This window comes from Kushneria marisflavi (genome assembly GCF_002157205.1).
Lineage (GTDB): Bacteria > Pseudomonadota > Gammaproteobacteria > Pseudomonadales > Halomonadaceae > Kushneria > Kushneria marisflavi.
On sequence record NZ_CP021358.1, the window covers coordinates 1,694,408 to 1,714,228 of the forward strand.

General features: G+C 61.4%; 16 protein-coding genes. 2 read left to right on the forward strand and 14 right to left on the reverse strand.

Annotation, left to right across the window (positions count from 1 at the left end; genetic code table 11):
* Window positions 1-139: 139 nt before the first annotated feature.
* The 10 genes from B9H00_RS07760 to hemE form a co-directional block, all read right to left on the reverse strand.
* The gene (locus B9H00_RS07760) at window positions 140-919 is read right to left on the reverse strand and encodes a ferredoxin--NADP reductase (protein ID WP_236944388.1); all 780 of its coding nucleotides are present in this window, start codon (window positions 917-919) and stop codon (window positions 140-142) included.
* A gap of 174 nt (window positions 920-1,093) precedes the next feature.
* Window positions 1,094-3,142 carry a methyl-accepting chemotaxis protein gene (locus B9H00_RS07765; protein ID WP_236944389.1) on the reverse strand — a complete coding sequence of 683 codons (2,049 nt, stop codon included), beginning with the start codon at window positions 3,140-3,142 and terminating at the stop codon, window positions 1,094-1,096.
* A 145-nt stretch (window positions 3,143-3,287) separates the two neighbouring features.
* A complete protein-coding gene (locus B9H00_RS07770; protein WP_086900180.1) occupies window positions 3,288-5,108 on the reverse strand; it encodes a methyl-accepting chemotaxis protein in 1,821 nt (606 codons plus the stop codon).
* 192 nt (window positions 5,109-5,300) lie between these two features.
* The gene (locus tag B9H00_RS07775) at window positions 5,301-7,115 is read right to left on the reverse strand and encodes a methyl-accepting chemotaxis protein (protein WP_169713433.1); all 1,815 of its coding nucleotides are present in this window, start codon (window positions 7,113-7,115) and stop codon (window positions 5,301-5,303) included.
* 163 nt (window positions 7,116-7,278) lie between these two features.
* Window positions 7,279-8,007: an amino acid ABC transporter ATP-binding protein gene (locus B9H00_RS07780; protein ID WP_086901765.1), complete on the reverse strand. Its 729-nt coding sequence runs from the start codon at window positions 8,005-8,007 to the stop codon at window positions 7,279-7,281.
* Window positions 8,008-8,108: 101 nt separating this feature from the next.
* Complete coding sequence (locus tag B9H00_RS07785; RefSeq protein ID WP_407656575.1) at window positions 8,109-9,224, reverse strand: amino acid ABC transporter permease; 1,116 nt, start codon at window positions 9,222-9,224, stop codon at window positions 8,109-8,111.
* A 1-nt stretch (window position 9,225) separates the two neighbouring features.
* On the reverse strand, window positions 9,226-10,419 hold the full coding sequence (locus tag B9H00_RS07790) for an amino acid ABC transporter permease (RefSeq protein ID WP_086900182.1): 1,194 nt from the start codon (window positions 10,417-10,419) through the stop codon (window positions 9,226-9,228).
* A gap of 86 nt (window positions 10,420-10,505) precedes the next feature.
* Complete coding sequence (locus tag B9H00_RS07795; RefSeq protein ID WP_086901767.1) at window positions 10,506-11,540, reverse strand: amino acid ABC transporter substrate-binding protein; 1,035 nt, start codon at window positions 11,538-11,540, stop codon at window positions 10,506-10,508.
* A 244-nt stretch (window positions 11,541-11,784) separates the two neighbouring features.
* Window positions 11,785-12,288 (reverse strand): thiol-disulfide oxidoreductase DCC family protein, encoded by a 504-nt coding sequence (locus B9H00_RS07800; RefSeq protein WP_086900183.1) that lies wholly within the window; start codon window positions 12,286-12,288, stop codon window positions 11,785-11,787.
* Window positions 12,257-13,321, reverse strand: coding sequence for a uroporphyrinogen decarboxylase (hemE, locus tag B9H00_RS07805; RefSeq protein WP_086901768.1), 1,065 nt, complete (start codon window positions 13,319-13,321; stop codon window positions 12,257-12,259). The genes B9H00_RS07800 and hemE overlap by 32 nt, the downstream gene beginning before the upstream one ends.
* Window positions 13,322-13,534: 213 nt before the next feature.
* Here hemE and ribA point away from each other — a divergent pair, with 213 nt between their 5' ends.
* A complete protein-coding gene (gene ribA / locus B9H00_RS07810) occupies window positions 13,535-14,167 on the forward strand; it encodes a GTP cyclohydrolase II (protein ID WP_086900184.1) in 633 nt (210 codons plus the stop codon).
* A 51-nt stretch (window positions 14,168-14,218) separates the two neighbouring features.
* Here the strand turns inward: ribA and B9H00_RS07815 are convergent, their stop codons facing one another.
* A complete protein-coding gene (locus tag B9H00_RS07815; RefSeq protein WP_086900185.1) occupies window positions 14,219-15,424 on the reverse strand; it encodes an MFS transporter in 1,206 nt (401 codons plus the stop codon).
* 179 nt (window positions 15,425-15,603) lie between these two features.
* Here B9H00_RS07815 and B9H00_RS07820 point away from each other — a divergent pair, with 179 nt between their 5' ends.
* Complete coding sequence (locus B9H00_RS07820; protein WP_086900186.1) at window positions 15,604-16,095, forward strand: acyl-CoA thioesterase; 492 nt, start codon at window positions 15,604-15,606, stop codon at window positions 16,093-16,095.
* Window positions 16,096-16,127: 32 nt separating this feature from the next.
* Here the strand turns inward: B9H00_RS07820 and djlA are convergent, their stop codons facing one another.
* The 3 genes from djlA to ispA form a co-directional block, all read right to left on the reverse strand.
* Window positions 16,128-16,889 (reverse strand): co-chaperone DjlA, encoded by a 762-nt coding sequence (gene djlA / locus B9H00_RS07825; protein ID WP_086900187.1) that lies wholly within the window; start codon window positions 16,887-16,889, stop codon window positions 16,128-16,130.
* 32 nt (window positions 16,890-16,921) lie between these two features.
* Window positions 16,922-18,820 (reverse strand): 1-deoxy-D-xylulose-5-phosphate synthase, encoded by a 1,899-nt coding sequence (gene dxs, locus B9H00_RS07830; protein ID WP_086900188.1) that lies wholly within the window; start codon window positions 18,818-18,820, stop codon window positions 16,922-16,924.
* A 93-nt stretch (window positions 18,821-18,913) separates the two neighbouring features.
* Complete coding sequence (gene ispA, locus B9H00_RS07835) at window positions 18,914-19,813, reverse strand: (2E,6E)-farnesyl diphosphate synthase (protein ID WP_236944390.1); 900 nt, start codon at window positions 19,811-19,813, stop codon at window positions 18,914-18,916.
* Between the last annotated feature and the right edge of the window lie 8 nt (window positions 19,814-19,821).

Here is a 19,821-nt window from a genome sequence, read left to right on the forward strand (position 1 = left end):
CGCCCGTCTCATTGTCAGGCCATAAAAAAAGCGCCGGACCAGGCCGACGCTTTCAGGATCATGGACCGGCGCTGACACAGGCCGGTCCGGATATCGAGACAGATGTTACTTCTCGGAAGACGTTATCTTTCGACAGACGTCATTTTTCGACAAAGGCGCGCTCGATGACGTAGTCGCCAGGCTCGCCCATGCGCGGCGAGATGGTAAAGCCCAGTTCATTGAGCACCTGGCTGCTCTCCTCCAGCATCGCCGGGCTACCACAGATCATGGCGCGGTCGTGCTCGGGCGTCATCTGCGGCAGGCCGATATCGGCGGCCAGCTTGCCGGAGCGAATGTGGTCAGTCAGGCGTCCCATGGTATGGAACTCCTCGCGTGTCACGGTCGGGTAGTAGATCAGTTTTTCGCTGATCTCCTCGCCCAGAAACTCATGATTGGGCAGGTCGCGGGTAATGAACTCCTGATAGGCCAGCTCGCTGACGGTGCGCACGCCGTGAATCAGGATGACCTTGTCAAAGCGCTCGTAGGCTTCCGGGTCCTGAATCAGGCTCAAAAATGGTGCCAGGCCCGTGCCGGTGGAAAGCATGTAGAGATGACGCCCTTCCTTGAGATCATCCAGCACCAGCGTACCGGTGGGCTTGCGGCTGACCAGCAGCGAATCACCCACCTTGAGATGCTGAAGTCTGGACGTCAGCGGGCCGTTTTGCACCTTGATCGAGAAAAACTCCAGATGCTCTTCCCAGTTGGGGCTGGCGATCGAGTAGGCACGCGTCAGCGGCTTGCCGTCGACCTCAAGCCCGATCATCACGAACTGGCCGTTTTTAAAGCGCAGGCTGTCTTCGCGAGTGGTGCGAAAGCTGAACAGCGAATCGTTCCAGTGATGAACGCTCAGGACTTCGGTGGTAGCAAACTTGCTGGACACGTTGGAGAACTCCCTGACAATGGGTCGCATTTGCAGTGATAGTAAGTGGGCCTATTCTAGACATTGCACCCGCAGGCGTCACTGCACACAAGCGCCTTGATCAAGGCCGGTGCCATACCCTCCCAGTAAAAAGGGCCACACCGAGGTGTGGCCCTGATGCCCTTATGCAGGGCTTTAGTGACTCAGGCGGAACGCCCCGACCGTGGTGGCCAGCCGCTGGGCCTGCTGGTTCAACGACTCGGCGGCGGCGGCCGACTGCTCGACCAGCGCGGCATTTTGCTGGGTCATGTCATCGAGCTGGGTGATGGCCTGGTTGACCTGACCGATACCGGTGGACTGCTCGTTAGTGGCACGACTCAATTCCTCGATCACCGTGCTGACCCGCCCGACCCGCTCCACGATCTCGCCCATGGCATGACTGGTCGTGCTGACAAGCTCCGCACCGCTGGTGGTTTCACGACTTGAGGTGGTGATCAGCGTCTTGATGTCGGTCGCTGCCTGAGCGCTGCGGTTGGCCAGGTTTCTGACCTCCTGCGCCACCACCGCGAAACCGCGCCCCTGTTCACCGGCCCGCGCCGCCTCGACCGAGGCGTTCAGCGCCAGCAGGTTGGTCTGAAAGGCGATGCCGTCAATCACATCCACAATCGATTCGATCCTGCCGGAGGTTTCGCGGATGCGGGCCATGGTCGCGACCACGTTATGCATCTGTTCGCCGCCGCCGCGGGCCATGGTGGCCGCTTCATGGGCCAGACCGTTGGCTTCCTTCGTGGAAGAGGCCGAATGCTCCACGGTGCTGGTCAGCTCCTCCATCGCCGCGGCGGACTCTTCCAGATTGGCGGCGGTGGTCTCGGTGCGCCGGGACAGATCATGACCGCCGGCAGAAATTTCGGCCGCCGCGAGCTGTACCGAGTGGCTCGAATCACGAATGTCGATCAAAACGGTTTCCATGCGATCGACAAACTGATTGAAGGCTTCGGCCAGCTGCGCCGGTTCGTCGCGCCCCATCACCGGCAGACGCTGGGTCAGGTCTCCATCGCCGTTGGCGATCTGGCGCATGCGCTCGGCCATGGTCTTCAGCGGCCGGGCGATACGACGACCGACCATCCAGATCGCTGCCAGACCCAGCGTACTGACCAGCAGTCCGACCAGTGCCATGGTGATCAGTGCCTGACGCTGCTGATCCCGCAGCTCCTGCTGTAAAGCCGCAAAGTCAGCGTAGACAGCGCTTTTGGGCACGCTCAGCAGCAATTGCCACTTGGTCTGATCGCCGATAACCACCGGCAGTTGCAGGCTCAGGTTATCGCCACTGGATGTCATGGCAGCGCTGTCTACACCGGTCGTTAGCCGACGGGCCGTGGCGTCATCGAATATCTGAGTCACAGGCTGACCCGGGCTTTGCGCGTTCCCCGAATAGCCCACGATAGTGCCATTGGTCGAGACCAGGGCGATGCTGCCCGCACCGTCGTAGAGCCCCTGATTGGCATCGACCAGCATGCCCTGAATGAAGGCGAGCGACAGATCCACTCCGGCACTGCCACGAAAAGTGCCATTGACCATGATCGGCGCGTTGAACGAGGTCACCAGGATGGTATTGCCGTTGTAGTCATAGGATGCCGGGTCGATCACGCAGACCCTTCCTGTTTCGCGCGGGCAAAGATAGTACTCTCCTTCACGGATACCATTGGCCTGAGCTTTCGTGCTCTCCATGGTCTCTCCAAGCGCCAGCACATCAACGCTGCCGGTTTTGGTTCGATACCACCAGGGCATGAAACGGCCATTTTCACCGTAACCCAGTGCGGTCTGCCCCTGATGGTCGGCGTCATTATCGAAGGCACTGGGCTCCCAGCCGATGAAGGCGTCGAGCAGCTCGGGATTGTCGATCACGCGCTGGCGTACGATACGTGACATGTCGCGACGATCGATGGAGAGTTCTGGCGCACCATCACTACCCCGGGCCATCATGGCGTTGGTCTGCGCCAGTTCCTCGGCGATCTGCAAGGCCCGATCAAGGCGACTACTGATGTCGCCTGCCTGCGCTCGCCCCACTGCCTGCAGGCGGGCATTAATTGACTCATTGAGCTGCGCTTCGGTACGACTGGCCGTTTGCTGCTGGGCACGCGTCATGGCGACCAGTGAATACAGCACCAGCACGATCACTACCGCCAGCAGACAGGCACCTGCCGTGACGGTGACAAAGTTACGAATGGATCTGAACTGCATCATGAGGCGTTACCATGGGTTGCAAACGCGGGCCGGCGCCACGCAGGAAGTTAAGGGCAATAACGGCGACGCCAGCGCTGGACTTGATCAACAGGCATACTTCAACGGACAAAAAAACGGCCCCGCAGGGCCGTTTCAGGAGATGACATCAGGCGGGCGTACGCTTGCTAAGCCGGAACACACCGATGATCTGTGACAGTCGCTGTGCTTCCTGGGAGAGCGAATCCGAGGCCGCCGCGGACTCTTCCACCAGAGCGGCGTTTTCCTGGGTCATCTGATCCAGCTGGGTGACCGCCTGATTGACCTGGGATATCCCGGTATTCTGTTCATTGGCCGCAGTGGTGACCTCGGTGATCAGGCCATTGACCCGCTTGATCTGGCTGACGATATCTTCCATGCGCTCACCGGCCTTTTGCACCAGCGCCTGGCCGTTGACGGTTTTGGTCACCGAGGCATCAATGAGCTGCTTGATATCACGGGCCGCCTGGGTGCTGCGGTTGGCCAGGGTTCGGACCTCGGCAGCCACGACCGCAAAGCCTCGGCCCTGCTCGCCGGCACGCGCAGCTTCTACAGAGGCGTTGAGCGCCAGCAGGTTGGTCTGGAAGGCAATCGAATCGATCACCCCGATGATATTGGCAATCTCGCTGGACGAGGCGCTGATATCGCTCATGGTGCCGACCACCTCGGTCATTACCTGCCCGCCCTCTTCGGCTGCCCTTGTGGCCTGTGCGGTCAGCTGGGCGGCATGACGCGAGGATTCGGTAGAGTTGGCCACCGTACTGGTCAGCTGCTCCATGGCAGCGGCCGACTGCTCGAGGCTGGCCGCCGTGGTTTCGGTACGTCGTGACAGATCCATGCTGCCGGTCGAAATCTCGGAAGACGCCATGCGCACGTTCTCGCTGCTGTCACGCACGTCGCTCATAACGTGATCGATACGCTCAACGAACCGGTTAAACGATGCTGCAATCTGGTTGACCTCATCATTGCGAGCCGACAGGGGTAGACGCTGGGTCAGATCGCCCTCGCCTTCGCTGACATCCTGCATTGCATCGCGCACTTCATGCATGCGGCGGAAAATCGGCGTCAGCAGTGCCCAGATCATAAGGGCGGCAAGAATACCGACCACGATCAGGGCCACCACCGTGGTCTTGACCAGACTCACCATGCCAGCCATGGCCTCGCCACGATCCAGCGCCATGACCAGCGTCCAGCTGGTGCCCTCGATCGGCACTGCCGACAGCAGCACATCCTGCCCGCGCAGGGTCATCTCACGCAGCCGGTCCGAACCGGCCATCTGTGACAGGGTCTGCCAGCTCAGCCCCGCGTCCAGCTCGGTGGCCGGCTTCAGGATCAATGACTTGTCGGAATGGGCAATCATAATGCCATCAGAATTGACCATGAAGGCATAGCTGTGCGGCGTGGGGTCAACGGCATTGACGGTATCGATGACGCTGTCCATGTCCACATCCGAGCTGACCACACCGACAGTCTGCCCCTCACGCACGATGGGCGAGGCAAAGGAGACCACCATCTTGCCGGAAGAGGCATCCAGGTAGGGCAACGTGGCGATGGTATGCCCGGCCGCCACGGCCTGTTGATACCAGGGACGCTGGGTCGGCTTGTAGGTCGGCGGAACCTCCCAGTCGACGTCGCTGGTAATGTAGCGATCGTTATTGAAGCCGGCGTAGACCGTGATCATGTCACCGGCATCCGCGGCCAGGATAAACCGCGACAGGGCATCGTCGGTCAGCGCCTGACGGCCGGTGGCTTCAACCACATCCTTTTTGGCCCGACTCCAGTCACTGATGGCCGTAGCGTAGCCCTCTGCGACCGCGGCCTGGGAGTGGGTGATGGATTGCGTATTGTACTGGCTGGTGACGTAGTAAGTGGCAATACCGGTCAGTGTCAGGGCCAGCAATACGATTGCGAGGCAAAACACCAGAATGCGGGTACGAATGGAAGTCGGCACGAATGGCCCTCTTGTCCTGGATAAGGTCAAAACATTTGCCCTTCATAACGGCGCCCATGCCGCTGGACTTGATATCTGCTGTCTGTTGCTGCAGCTATCGTATCGATATCGAAACTCATGTCGTGATTACGCAAAAATCCCCCCGCCACAATGTGATTGTGACGAGGGCTCGGGTCAGGTGATGACACCGAATCAGGACATGCCGTGCTCGCGCAGCCGGAAAGCGCCGACCGTGGTGGCCAGCCGCTGGGCCTGCTGGTTCAACGACTCGGCGGCGGCCGCCGACTGCTCGACCAGCGCGGCATTTTGCTGGGTCATGTCATCCAGTTGGGTGATCGCCTGGTTCACCTGGCCGATGCCGGTGGACTGCTCGTTGGTGGCACGACTCAATTCCTCGATCACCGTGCTGACCCGTCCGACCCGCTCCACGATCTCGCCCATGGCCTGGCTGGCAGCGCTGACAAGCTCCGCGCCACTGACCGTCTCATGGCTCGAGGTGGTGATCAGCGCCTTGATGTCGGTCGCTGCCTGAGCGCTGCGGTTGGCCAGGTTTCTGACCTCCTGTGCAACGACTGCGAAACCGCGCCCCTGTTCACCGGCCCGCGCCGCCTCGACCGAGGCGTTCAGCGCCAGCAGGTTGGTCTGGAAGGCGATGCCGTCGATCACATCCACGATCGACTCGATCCTGCCGGAGGTTTCGCGGATGCGGGCCATGGTCGCGACCACGTTATGCATCTGTTCGCCGCCGCCGCGGGCCATGGTGGCCGCTTCATGGGCCAGACCGTTGGCTTCCTTCGTGGAAGAGGCCGAATGTTCCACGGTGCTGGTCAGCTCCTCCATCGCCGCAGCGGACTGTTCCAGGTTGGCCGCCGTATTTTCGGTACGTCGGGAAAGATCGTGCCCACCGGAGGAGATTTCGCCGGCCGCACTCTGGACCTGGCTTGAAGCATCGCGAATCTCGATCAGCGTATCGTTCATGCGATCAGCGAAAGCGTTGAAGGCGGTCGCAATGGCAGAGATTTCATCACGCCCTTCAACCGGCAGACGCCGGGTCAGATCCCCCTCACCGCTGGCGACGTTCTCCATCGCCTCACGGGCCCGTCGCAGACGCGCCAGCACCGGTTTGAGCGCCAGCCACAGCACTAATCCTGCCACCAGCGTGCTGATAACCAGCGCCGCCAGCGTGGTATTACGAATCGAGGCCAGTCCTGCCAGCGCCTCATCGCGATCCAGCGCAATGTTCAGTTGCCAGTCCACGCCCGGGATGGGCGTGGCCGAGATCAAATAGTCATGATCGTTGATGCTGACGTCGGTCAGGGCATTGCGGCGCGCCATGTCGGTCAGAGCCGTGGCACTCAGCGTTGGTGACAGATCGGTGGCAGGCTTGAGAATGCGTTCGGCATCGGCGTGCACAATGACACGGCCACTGCCATCGGTAATGAATACCCGGCTTGAAGGCGTGGGGCGAATATTCAGCGTCTGGGCGCTGACCTGATCCATGACCGCATCGGCGGCCACTACGGCCATGGTCTGTCCATTCACCACAACCGGGGTGGCGAAGGCCAGCGCCAGTCCGCCCGTCATGGCGTCCTGATAGGGCTCGGTCACAATGGTGTTACCCGCGGCAGCAGCCTGCTGGTACCAGGGACGCTGGGTCGCGATAAAATCTGCCGGTGGTGTCCAGTCATTGGAAAACAGGGCGCGCCCGTCCTGCCAGGCCACATAGGTGACCGACAGATCCCCCGCTTCATTGGCCTTGCGAAGGCCGGCCATGACATCACCCTCTTCAAGATGATGGGCCACGGACTCCACGATACGGCGTCGGTTATCAAACCACTGAGCAATGGTATCTGCCCCGCTTTTGCCCAGTGCCGAGGCACTCTGCTGTGCCGTTTGAAGCTGTGCTTCACGACTGGCGGTATAGATCGTGATGCCGGTTACGACCAGCGCCATGGCCACAAGAGCCATACAGATCAACTGAATACGAGTACCGATGGAGCGCCGCATGGAAAATCCCTTCATTGCGTCAGACATCAAGAGGATTAATTAACGACGCCAGGTGATCAGAGCTTGAGCACAGCGAAGAATCATGGGGATGAGGCATTTAAAAAACCGGCCGGGGAGGCGCCGACCGGCGGAAGAAACGACGGCTTCTGTTTTTGGACCCGAGTCAGTGACCCAGAATCTGCCCGAGAAATTCGCGGGTACGTGCCGAGCGGGGGTCGTTGAAAAAGGTTTCGGGCGGGGCGGACTCGATGATCTGCCCTTCATCCATGAAGATCACTCGATCCGCCACGGTTTTGGCAAAGCCCATCTCGTGCGTGACACAGAGCATGGTCATGCCCTCATGGGCCAGCTCGATCATGACGTCGAGCACCTCCTTGATCATCTCCGGGTCGAGTGCCGAGGTCGGCTCGTCAAAGAGCATCACCTCCGGGTGCATGCACAGCGCCCGCGCAATCGCCACACGCTGCTGCTGACCGCCGGAGAGCTGCCCCGGATACTTGTGGGCCTGATTGGCAATCCGCACCCGCTCCAGATATTCCATTGCACCTTTTTCGGCCTCGCGGCGGGGCTTTTTCTGTACCCAGATGGGCGAAAGGCAGCAGTTTTCCAGCACCGTGAGATGCGGAAAGAGATTAAAGTGCTGGAAGACCATGCCGACGTTGCGCCGAATCTGCTCGATGCGTTTGACATCGTTGGTCATGGGGATGCCATTGACCACGATCTCCCCCTGCTGATGCGCCTCCAGATGGTTGATGCAGCGAATCAGGGTCGACTTGCCCGACCCCGAGGGCCCACAGATGACGATGCGCTCGCCACGGGCCACACTCAGATCGATATCGCGCAGGACATGAAAGTCCCCATACCATTTGTTCAGCCGCGATATCTCTACCATGGAGGTGGCTTCCCCTGCGGTGGCAGCCCCTTGCTGGATATCGTTCATGACAGACACTCCCGATGCACGACACGCCCGTGCCGTGCTGATAGTGATAGGTGTTAGCGCTGGTAGCCCTTGTCGAGGCGGCGCTCGATGATCTGGCTATAGCGCGACATGCCAAAACAGAAGACCCAGAATACCAGCGCCGCGAACACGTAACCCTCGATGGCAAAGCCCAGCCAGTCGCTGTCGGTCAGCCCCGCCTGAATGATCGACAGCACATCGAAAAGCCCGATGATCAGTACCAGCGAAGTGTCCTTGAACAGCGCAATGAACGTATTGACGATGCCGGGAATCACCAGCTTGAGGGCCTGGGGCAAAATGATCAGCCGCATGCGCAGCCAGTAGCCCAGCCCAAGGGCTGCACCGGCCTCGCCCTGGCCCTTGTCGATGGCCTGCAGTCCGCTGCGCACCACTTCAGCCATATAGGCGCTCCAGAACAGCATGATGCCGATCAGCGCCCGCAGCAGCTTGTCGAACTCCACCTCTGCCGGTACGAACAGTGGCAGCATGACCGATGACATGAACAGCACCGTAATCAATGGCACCCCACGCCAGAACTCGATAAAGATCACGCAGACGGCCCGCACCAGCGGCATTTTCGAACGCCGCCCCAGTGCCAGTACAACGCCCAGCGGCAGTGAGCCCACGATACCTACCGCAGCGATGGTCAGCGTCAGCATCAGCCCGCCCCAGGCCCGCGTCGGCACATGAGCCAATCCGAACACGCCGCCCAGCAGCAATACCCAGGCAATGATGGGCAGACCGACCAGCGCCATCAGCGCCGCCACCTTTTTACCCGGCAGACGCGGTATGACCAGCCAGGCAATCAGGGCGAAGAAAAGCCCCAGCACGATGTCCACCCGCCAGCGCTCGGCCACCGGATAGAAGCCATAGACAATCTGGCTCCAGCGGGTGGAAATGAACACCCAGCAGGCACCGTCACCGGTGCAGTCGGCACGCGAATTGCCCACCCAGTCGGCTTCGATCAATGCCCAGTCGATGACCGGCCAGACCAGCCGCGCAATGAGCAGCAGTGTCACGATCGACACCACGCTGTTGATCGGCCCCGAGAAAAGCCGCGTACGCAGCCAGTACATGGCCCCGCCCTGAGGGGTGGGCGGCGGGCGCGAGGCGATAAGCCTCTCTTCACTGTCTGAAGACATGGCAGACATCTCAACGCTCCTTGAGCGACATGCGCGCGTTGTAGACATTCATCAGTGCCGACACGACCAGCGAAATGCTCAGATAGACCAGCATCGTCATGGTCATGACCTCGATGGCCTGACCGGTCTGATTGAGCGTGGTGCCGGCAAAGACCGCGACCAGATCGGGGTAACCGATGGCCGTGGCCAGTGATGAATTCTTGATCAGGTTGAGATACTGACTGGTGACCTGAGGCACCATCACCCGCATGGCCTGAGGAATGACGATGCGACGAAGGGTCAGACCGCCCGGCAGTGACAGCGAACGCGCCGCCTCGGTCTGGCCACGCGGCACGGACTGAATCCCCGAGCGCACGATCTCGGCGATAAAGGCCGCGGTATAGATCGACAGCGCCACCCAGAGGGCGACCAGCTCCGGCAGCACCTGCATGCCACCCCGGAAGTTGAAACCGGACAGCGCCGGCACCGACCAGGATAGTGGCGACCCGGTCACCAAGAACACCGCGAGTGGCAAGCCGATCAAAATCACCAGGCTCAAGGGCAGTACCGGCCATTGCGCCCCCGTCGCCGCCTGCCGCCGCCGGGCCAGGATCACCAGTGCGATGACCGCAATGATCGCCACCCCCAGCGCAATCGGTGTGGCCGCAAAACCAGGCAGTGTCTCGGGCGCGGGCATGACAAGGCCGCGAACATTGAGAAAGAAACTGTCAAACACCGTAATGCTCTGGCGTGGTGAGGGCAGCGCGCGCAATACGGCGAAGTACCAGAACAGGATCTGCAACAGCAGCGGAATATTGCGAAAGATCTCGACATAGGCCCCGGCCAGCCGAGCCAGCAACCAGTTGGGCGACAATCGCGCCAGACCGACCAGAAAACCAATGATCGTGGCGGCAACAATCCCCATCGCGGAGACCAGTAGCGTATTGGCAAGCCCCACCAGAAAGGTGCGCCCATAGGTGCTGGCGTTACTGGAATAGTCGATCAGGGTCTGGGAAATTGAAAATCCGGCTCGATGGTCGAGAAACCCGAAACCGGTACGAATGCCTCGGGCATCCAGGTTCGCCATGGTGTTGTGCACCAGAAAGGCGATGATGCCCAGCACTGTCACCAGCAGCAGTGCCTGAAAAAACAGGGCACGTACCGACGGATCACGCCATAGCGGTCCGCGACCGCGGCGTGGAATGGAAGTGGAGGGACGCAACATGAGCAGTAGTCTCCAGGGCCGTGATGGCCGGCCTCGGAGGCCGGCCCTGCGTCAAGGACAACGCGCCGAAGCGCGTGGCTTGTGCCCTACCGCACCGGCATGCCGTATTGGAGACCACCATCGGTCCACAGCGCATTTTCGCCGCGCTCAAGCTCAAGAGGCGAGCCCTTGCCAACGTTGCGCTCAAAGATTTCGCCGTAATTGCCGACCTGTTTGACGATGTTGTAGGCCCAGTCGTTGGACAGCCCCATCTGCTCGCCGAAGTTGCCATCCTTGCCCAGCAGGCGGGCATCGTCAGGAGACTTGGGCGCATCGCGCATCTGATCGACGTTGGCGCTGGTAATGCCGGATTCCTCGGCATTGAGCATGGCGTAGAGCGTCCAGCGCACTACTTTCATCCACTGCTCATCACCCTGGCGTACGACCGGGCCCAGCGGTTCCTTGGAGATTCGTTCGGGCAGGATCACGGCGCTGGACGGATCAGACAGCTGTAGCCTCAGCGCCGCCAGCTGAGAAGAGTCCGAGGTCAACACATCGCAGCGTCCGCTGTCGAAACCGGCGGCGGTCTGATCGGCCTCATCGAAGCTGACCGCGTTATAGGTCATGTCGTTGGCACGGAAGTAATCGGCCAGATTGAGTTCCGTGGTGGTACCGGCAGAAACACAGACCGAAGCGCCATCGAGCTCCTTCGCACTCGAGACGCCGAGGTCCTTGCTCACCATCATGCCCTGACCGTCATAGAAGGTGACGCCAGCAAAGGTCAGCCCCATCGAATTATCGCGCGAGGCCGTCCAGGTCGTGTTGCGTGAGAGCAGGTCAACCTCGCCGGACTGCAGGGCAGTAAAGCGCTCCTTGGCGGTCAGCGGGGCGAAGGTGACCTTGCCGGGATCTCCCAGTACGGCCGTGGCCACGGCGCGACACACATCCACATCGATGCCCTGCCACTGCCCCTGGGCGTTGGGAGAGGAAAATCCTGCCAGCCCGTCACTGACGCCGCAGCGCAGCTGGCCACGACTTTTGACATCATCGAGCGTGGCACCATAGGAGGTCGATGGCGCCAGCGTAGCGACCGTTAAAAGCCCTGCCGTTGATGCCCATGCCCAGGGTTTTTTTATTGTCATGTTCATTGCAACACTCCGGGTTGTTGAATGATGCGACCTCATGGCGCTTGCCAGAGGCGTCTGTAACGTTATAGCAAGGAATATTCCAAAACGTAAAAAAACGGCGCCATGGCGCCGTTTTAGGAGAGAAAGAGGATTTTTGAGGAAACCTGACCGCAGGCCCGGAGTCAGGAATATGATGAAATTGTCACACAATGGTGCAGGTGCTCACCGACCATGCACCAGGATGAGACCCGCTTCCGGATCAGGGATCGGCCAGCGTCTCGGGCAGGGAAAGATTCTCACACTGTACGCGGTTCAGTGCGCTCAGAAGGCGGGACGCAGCGGCACCGCCCATGCCAGGATCGGTCGCCAGCCTCTTGCGATAGCGTCCGACCCATCGATAGACACCATCACGCAGCGACGCGGGCAGCCATCGGATACCGGCCGCGGCCGACCAGGGTGTCTTCAGTGACTGCGCCGTTCGCCAGAGTCCATCACTGTCGCGATAAAGGGCGCCGCCTCGAATCAGCCACATGCTATCCAGATCATCGGCATCCTCGTCGAAATGCGCGCCCAAACGGTGTCCCAGCGCCGATTGCAGCGTCACCAGTCCCGTGACCGGGTGCGACTCATGGGCAAGGATAAAATGCACCGACCGGCGGCAGAGCGGACAGTCGCCATCAAAGACCACCAGCTGGCCCGGCCAGTCCGGGGCCGCTGGCGGTGTGACCGGCCTATCCGCGGTGGTACTGGGGGCTGAGTTCATGTAACGCCTCGATGAAGGCCTGCACGTTCTCGATCGGCGTGAACTGGGAAATGCCGTGGCCCAGATTGAACACGTGGCCGTTGCCTGGTCCGTAACTTTCCAGAATGCGCGCGACTTCGTCACGAATGACCTTCGGCGAGCCAAACAGCGCCGACGGATCGAGATTGCCCTGCAGCGCGACACGATCGCCTACACGGGCACGGGCATCGCCCATTTCGGTGGTCCAGTCCAGTCCGACGCCGTCGGCGCCGATATCGGCGATGCTTTCAAGCCACTGACCGCCGTTTTTGGTAAAGACGATCACCGGCACGCGACGCCCGTCATGCTCGCGGATCAGACCGCGCACGATCTTCTCCATATAGGCCAGCGAGAAGGCCTTGTAAGCCGGCGTGGAGAGCGCCCCGCCCCAGGTATCAAAGATCTGTACCGCCTGAGCGCCGGCGCGAATCTGGGCATTGAGATAATCGGTCACGGCCGTGGCCAGCGTCTCGAGCAGCTGATGCAGCGCTGCCGGGTCGCCGTAAAGCAGTCCCTTGACGTGTCTAAAGTCCTTGCTGGGACCGCCTTCCACCATGTAGGTCGCCAGTGTCCAGGGGCTGCCCGAAAAGCCGATCAGCGGCACGCGACCGTTGAGCTCACGCCGGATCGTCGAGACGGCATTCATGACATAGTCAAGATCGCGCTCGGCGTCGGGCGCCTTCAGGGCATTGATGGCCGCCGCGTCACGGACCGGACGCTTGAACATCGGCCCTTCGCCCTGCACAAAGTAAAGCCCCAGGTCCATGGCATCAGGAATGGTGAGGATGTCGGAGAACAAAATGGCCGCATCCAGATCAAAGCGCTCCAGCGGCTGCAGGGTCACTTCACAGGCCATGTCGCGGTTGCGGCACAGATCCATGAAGCTGCCCGCCTGCTTTCGAACCCTGAGATACTCGGGAAGGTAGCGGCCGGCCTGGCGCATCATCCAGACCGGTGTACGGTCAACGTCCTGCCGCGCCAGGGCGCGCAAAAAGCGATCATTTTCGAGAGTCATGCAGACAAGATCATCCGACAAAAAAATGTCGTTTCATTGTAGCTCAGACAGTCCTGCTGCAGGAGAGCCCATCATGGTGCAATATGTAGGGCCTGCCCTTTCCACCCGACATCACCCGGGCACCATCGTGGCATGTGTAGATAAATGTAACCTGCGCTGCCAAGATAGCTTCCAAAGCCAACATGACGGCTTGCCAACAAGATTGAGGTTACCGTGACGATCAGATTTATCGCCAGTTCGCGTCTCCCCATGCCCTGGGCCACGTTTACCATGCATGGCTTTGAAGATGACGAGACCGGCAAGGATCATGTTGTCCTCACGCTGGGCGATGTGGCCGATGGTGACCCCGTGCTGGCTCGAGTGCACTCCGAGTGCCTGACCGGTGATGCGCTCTTTTCAATGCGCTGCGACTGCGGCTATCAGCTTCAGGTCGCGCTCAAGCGCATTGCCGAAGAGGGTCGCGGTGCCCTGCTTTATCTGCGCCAGGAAGGTCGCGGCATTGGCCTCATGAACAAGATCCGGGCCTATCACCTTCAGGATGGTGGCGCCGACACGGTCGAGGCCAACGAAGCACTGGGCTTTGAAGCCGACATGCGTCGCTATGACATCTGCATTCCGATGCTCGAAAAGCTCGGCATCTCCCGGCTGCGATTGATGACCAACAATCCGCGCAAGGTGCTTTCCCTGCAACAGGCCGGTATTGAAATCAGTGAGCGCGTGCCGCTGACCACCGGCCTTAACGCCCACAACGAGCAGTATCTGTCGACCAAGGTCGGCAAGCTTGGCCATATGATGGCCCTTGATGAGTTTGAAGCCGCCAGCGACGTCGACCGCGAACGCACCTGATCTCGAATCGCTTGCCATCCGGGCGCCTTGTCAAGGCGCCCGGAAGACCACTCAGTCGATATGGCGCGGGTAATAATGCGGATCAAAACGCCAGCTCATCACCAGCATGATGGCAAAGAGCCCGGCCAGCGCCACCCAGGCGGTGTCAAAGCCCGAGAGCATGTCACGCGCCATGCCGGAAAGCAGCGTGGCCACGGCCGCGACCAGATAGCCATGGCCCTGCACAAAGGCCGCCAGATCCCCCACGCGGGCCGGATCACGATGGTGATCCATCGGCACCAGCACCGACAGCGAGAAAAGCGCGCCGATCCCCAGCCCCAAAAGCGTGCCCCACAGTACGGCAAAAGCCACGCCGTCAGGTTTGACATACAGCCCGACAAAGCCGATCAGCGACATCCCTACCGTCAAATACAGCGCCCGGCGTCGGTCCAGACTGTAACGCACCAGAAACGGCGCACCGACACTGGCCACCACCTGCAACAGGGTCACGTAGCCCAGCAGTAATCCTGCATCCCCGGCACTCCAGCCCAGTGCCAGATAATAGGGTGGCAGCCACGCCATGACACAGGCATAGCCGGCCGTACCGAAGCCGAAAAAGAGCGCCAGCGTCCAGGCTCGCGGAATGTGTGACAGCGGCGTAGCCTCGGCAGAGCGCTCACGCGGCACGGGCGTGAGCATCTGACCGCCATGGCGGTGCCATAACAGCAGCGCTATCGGCACCAGGATGGCCCAGCCGGCAAGCCCCAGTCGCCAGCCGCCGAGGGCGGCAAACCAGGGCGCCAGCCCGGAGGCCAGTGCTCCACCGCCGATGATCGCGCCGATATAGAGTCCGGTGGCCGTTTCTACCGTATTGGGCAGCGTGACCTTGATCAGGGCCGGCATCAGCGCCTGAATCAGGGCAATACCGGCACCAATCGCGATCGCGGACAGGGCCAGCAGCATGAAGCTGTCTCCGAACAGCCGCATCAGCGACGCCAGGCCGATCAGGCTCAGCGACCCCATGACGATACGATGGCGGTCCCAGCGCCGGATCAGCTGCATGCCCTGAAAGCAGGCCAGCCCCATCGCAAGAAACGGCAGTGTGGTCAGAAGTGACGCCGTAGTATAGCTCACCGACAGCTCGCCCTGAATCCGGTCCAGCAGCGGCCCGACGGCGGCAATCGAGGGACGCAGATTGAGCCCGACCCACACGATCAGCACATACAGCCATAGATAGCGTGCGGTGGGTTGCTCAAGTCTTGCGTCGGTGACCTTCATGACACTCCCCGGTGAATGAATGACGAACGCCGCGAGCCAATATCGGCGGCGGCGACGCCATGCTAGTCACCCAGAGGCAAATTTGCCATGACGACAGCGCCCGCGGTCGGGAAGGGATGAGTTATGCTCGACGTCGAAAGTTCGACCATAACAACACGATGAGAAAAGAGAGAGAGGGAATGGACACACCACGCCACCAGATCACCATGACCGTGCTGATGACCCCGAACATGGCCAATTTTTCCGGCAAGGTTCACGGCGGCACGCTGCTGAAATATCTCGATGAAGTGGCCTACGCCTGCGCCAGCCGCTGGGCCGGTCACTATGTGGTCACGCTGTCGGTGGATCAGGTCATGTTTCGCCAGCCCATCCATGTCGGCGAGCTGGTGACCTTTCTGGGCTCGGTCAACTACACCGGCCGCTCCTCGATGGAGATCGGCATCAAGGTGATTGCCGAGGACATTCGCGCCGGCGTGGTCCGCCATACCAACAGCTGCTACTTCACCATGGTGGCCGTCGGTGATGATGGTAAATCGGTCGAAGTGCCCCAGCTTGAACCAGTCACCGACGTCGAACGACAGCGCTTTGAGTCGGGCCTGCGGCGACGTGAACTGCGCCGCGAGATGGAGCAGCGCTTTCACGAGATTCGCCATCGCGAAAGCACCGAGTAAGCGCCGGTCTGCAACATGGCCCCGGATAATGGCTATCCGCGGGCCTGCTGGATACGCTCATAGGCGTTGCTGATTTCGCTGGTGCGCTGTTCGGCCATGCGCCGCATGCTGTCAGGCATCCCCTTGCCGGCCAGCTTGTCGGGATGGTTCTGGCTCATGAGCTTGCGATAGGCCCGCTTGACCTCGGCATCGGTGGCCTCGGACGACACACCCAGCACCCGGTAGGCTTCTTCCAGCGGCTGGGCGCTCTCCTGAGTACCACCACCGCTGGCCGCAGCGTTGAGCATTGCTTCGAGACGCGCAATCTCCTCCTGTGAACAGCCCAGCCCACGCGCCACGCGCATCAGCATGTCGCGCTCGGACTGCTCGACCTTGCCATCGGCGGCCATCGCCACAAGCTGAACCTGGAAAAAGACCTGCAAAAGCCCGCGCTGCGCGCCAACGATCTGGCGTAATCCGGCAAGCTCGGCCTCAAGATCAAAACCTGTTTGCTGACCGCGCTCAAAGTCGGCGCGCGCCTTCTCACGCTGGGTGCCGTTGAGGTTGAGCCGATCAAATACCGCCTCGGCACTGCGGCGCTCATGCTCGGACACCTCGCCATCGGCCCGACTCATGGCGCCCATGACCGAGAAGGTGGCCGAGAGGAAGCGGGTCTGGCGCTCGGCCAGTTTCCCGATCAGCTTGACGCGCAGCCAGCGCACCAGGGCGTAGCCCAGCAGGCCACCAATCAGAAGCCCGGGCAACCGGCCCACGGCGTAGCCGATCATGGCGGCAATAAAGATAACAATCAGCATGAGTCGAGTCTGTTTCCGGTAGTTTGAGGGAATCAGTGAGTCAGGCGGCGGCGAATCGAGGCCTCGATGCCCTCGGCATCCAGCCCGCATTCGGCCAGCAGCTCACCCGGTGTGCCGTGCTCGATGAAATGATCGGGAATGCCCAGGTGCAGAAGCGACGTGCGGACATCCGAGGCGGCCAGCAGTTCACCTACACCGCTGCCTGCCCCGCCGGCAATCACGTTCTCCTCGATCGTCACGATCAGGCCATGCTCGTTTGCTGCGGCGAGTACGGCTTCGCTGTCCAGCGGTTTCACAAAGCGCATGTCATACACCGTGGCATCAAGGCGCTCGGCGACCTCGAGTGCCTGGGTCAGCAGGCTGCCAAAGACCAGCAGTGCCACCCCCTGCTCGCCCTTTTGGCCTTCACGACGCAGGTCGGCCCGGCCGATCTCGAGCGGCTCAAGGCCCGGTTCAAAGGCGGTGCCCGGCCCGGTGCCTCTCGGGTAACGCACGGCTGCAGGACCTTCATACTGATAGGCCGTGGTCAGCATGCGATAGCACTCACGCTCGTCACTGGGCGCCATGACCACCATACCCGGCACGCAGCGAAGGTAGGAAAGATCCAGCGTGCCGTGATGGGTCGCGCCGTCCTCACCCACCAGACCGGCGCGGTCGATGGCAAAGGTGACATCGAGGCCCTGCACGGCCACGTCGTGCACCAGCTGATCGTAGCCGCGCTGCAGGAAGGTGGAATAGATCGCCACGACCGGTTTGACGTCTTCACAGGCCATGCCGGCGGCCAGTGTCACCGCATGCTGCTCCGCGATGGCCACATCGTAATAGCGCTCCGGATGTTCCTTCGAAAAACGAATCATGTCGGAGCCTTCACGCATGGCAGGCGTGATGCCAACCAGACGCGCATCGCGCTCGGCGGTGTCGCACAGCCACTCGCCGAAAACGTTGCAGAACTTGAATTTCTTCGGGGCGGGCACCGGCGGCGCCTCGACCTTCTCCTTTTCGAGCTTGGTAATGGCGTGATAACCGATCGGATCACCCTCGGCCGGTTCAAAGCCCTTGCCCTTGCGGGTGACGATATGCAGAAACTGCGGCCCCTTGCGGTTCTTGAGATCGCGCAGGGTGCGAATCAGAAGCGGCAGGTCATGACCGTCGATGGGACCAACATAGTTGAAGCCCATCTCTTCAAAGAGCGTGGCCGGCGTCAGCATGCCCTTGACGTGTTCTTCGGTCCGTCGGGCGATGTCCAGCGCGCCGGGCAGATGCGAGAGCACCCGCTTGCCGCCCTCACGCGCGGCCACATAGGGGCCGCTGTTGAGAATGCGCGCCAGATAGGTGGCCATGCCTCCGACATTTTCCGAGATCGACATCTCGTTGTCATTGAGCACGACCAGCATGTTGGCATCGACGTGGCCGGCGTGCGCCAGCGCCTCGAACGCCATGCCGGCCGTCAGGGCGCCGTCACCGATCACGGCACAGACGCGTCGGTTCTCGCCGCGCGTACGGGCTGCCAGCGCCATGCCCAGTGCCGCCGAGATGGACGTACTGGAGTGCCCGACGCCAAAGGTGTCATAGGGCGACTCCTCGCGACGCGGGAAGGCGGCCAGCCCCTGGTAGCGCCGCATGGACTCCATCGCTTCACGTCGGCCGGTAAGAATCTTGTGCGGATAGGTCTGATGCCCTACATCCCAGACCAGCCGATCATGGGGAGTGTTGTACTGCTGATGCAGCGCAATGGTCAGCTCGATGACGCCAAGCCCGGCGCCAAAGTGCCCCCCTGTACAGCCGACGCTGTAGAGCAGATAGGCCCTGAGCTCGTCGGCCAGACGCAGCAGTTGCTGCTCATCGAGACTGCGCAGATCGGATGGCGCCTCGATGAGATCGAGCAGCGGCGTGGCCGGTCTTTTAGTGGGAATATCGTCAAACAGCTTCATAGCGCCTCAATGGCCTGTCAGGATCCTGTCCCTGGTCCTGTAATGCCCCGGGACATCAAAGGGTATCTTGTCCGGCGTGATGCCGGGGTCGTCTCAGTGATCCCGCTCGATCATGTAACGGGCAAGCGCTGCCAGTGTCTCTCCGCGCTCGCCCAGCGGAGCCAGTGCCGCCAGCGCCTGATCCAGCAGGGCACGGGCGCGGCGCTGCGCCTCTTCAAGCCCGAGAAGTGCCGGGTAGGTCGGCTTGTCACGCAGCGCATCAGCGCCCTGGGTCTTGCCAAGCACCTCGGTCGACCCGGTCACATCCAGAATGTCGTCCTGAATCTGAAAGGCCAGACCGATGGCTCGAGCGTACTCGCTCAGGGCCTGAAGATGCACGGGCTGTACGCTCGGGGCGGCCAGCGCCCCCAGCGACAGCGCGGCCTCGATCAGCGCGCCGGTCTTGTGATGATGGATCGCCATGAGCGCGTCCACATCAAGCTGTCGCCCGACAGCGTCAAGATCCAGCGCCTGACCACCGGCCATGCCGGCGCGCCCGGCACAACGGGCAAGCGTTGCCACCATCTCGGCCGCCCGCGGCTGCCCGGTATCGGCCAGCACTTCAAAGGCCAGTGTCTGCAGGGCGTCTCCCGCCAGCAGCGCCGTGGCTTCATCAAAGGCTCGATGGCAGGTCGGACGTCCACGACGCAGGTCGTCGTCATCCATACAGGGCAGATCATCATGAACGAGCGAATAGGCATGGATCAGCTCAATGGCCACAGCGGGCGCTTCCAGTGCCGCGTCGTCTGCTGCCAGTGCCTGACCGGCGGCATAGACCAGAATGGCACGCAATCGCTTTCCGCCGCCCAGCACGCTGTAGCGCATGGCCTCTTCGAGCCGAAAGGCCTGCGAAGGCGCGGCACTTTCAAGCACTGTGCTCAGCTGCGTTTCGATCCTGTCGCGCCACGTTGCCATCAGCACGCCAACATCCACCCTCGCCGTATCCACCGTCATCTCTCACC

Coding starts and splice junctions, on each gene's coding strand:
- B9H00_RS07765 (WP_236944389.1), bottom strand. CDS start 3,142: ATGATGCAGTTCAGATCCATTCGTAACTTTGTCACCGTCACGGCAGGT.
- B9H00_RS07775 (WP_169713433.1), bottom strand. CDS start 7,115: ATGCGGCGCTCCATCGGTACTCGTATTCAGTTGATCTGTATGGCTCTT.
- B9H00_RS07780 (WP_086901765.1), bottom strand. CDS start 8,007: ATGGTAGAGATATCGCGGCTGAACAAATGGTATGGGGACTTTCATGTC.
- B9H00_RS07785 (WP_407656575.1), bottom strand. CDS start 9,224: ATGTCTGCCATGTCTTCAGACAGTGAAGAGAGGCTTATCGCCTCGCGC.
- B9H00_RS07790 (WP_086900182.1), bottom strand. CDS start 10,419: ATGTTGCGTCCCTCCACTTCCATTCCACGCCGCGGTCGCGGACCGCTA.
- B9H00_RS07795 (WP_086901767.1), bottom strand. CDS start 11,540: ATGACAATAAAAAAACCCTGGGCATGGGCATCAACGGCAGGGCTTTTA.
- B9H00_RS07800 (WP_086900183.1), bottom strand. CDS start 12,288: ATGAACTCAGCCCCCAGTACCACCGCGGATAGGCCGGTCACACCGCCA.
- hemE (WP_086901768.1), bottom strand. CDS start 13,321: ATGACTCTCGAAAATGATCGCTTTTTGCGCGCCCTGGCGCGGCAGGAC.
- B9H00_RS07815 (WP_086900185.1), bottom strand. CDS start 15,424: ATGAAGGTCACCGACGCAAGACTTGAGCAACCCACCGCACGCTATCTA.
- B9H00_RS07820 (WP_086900186.1), top strand. CDS start 15,604: ATGGACACACCACGCCACCAGATCACCATGACCGTGCTGATGACCCCG.
- djlA (WP_086900187.1), bottom strand. CDS start 16,889: ATGCTGATTGTTATCTTTATTGCCGCCATGATCGGCTACGCCGTGGGC.
- dxs (WP_086900188.1), bottom strand. CDS start 18,820: ATGAAGCTGTTTGACGATATTCCCACTAAAAGACCGGCCACGCCGCTG.
- ispA (WP_236944390.1), bottom strand. CDS start 19,813: ATGACGGTGGATACGGCGAGGGTGGATGTTGGCGTGCTGATGGCAACG.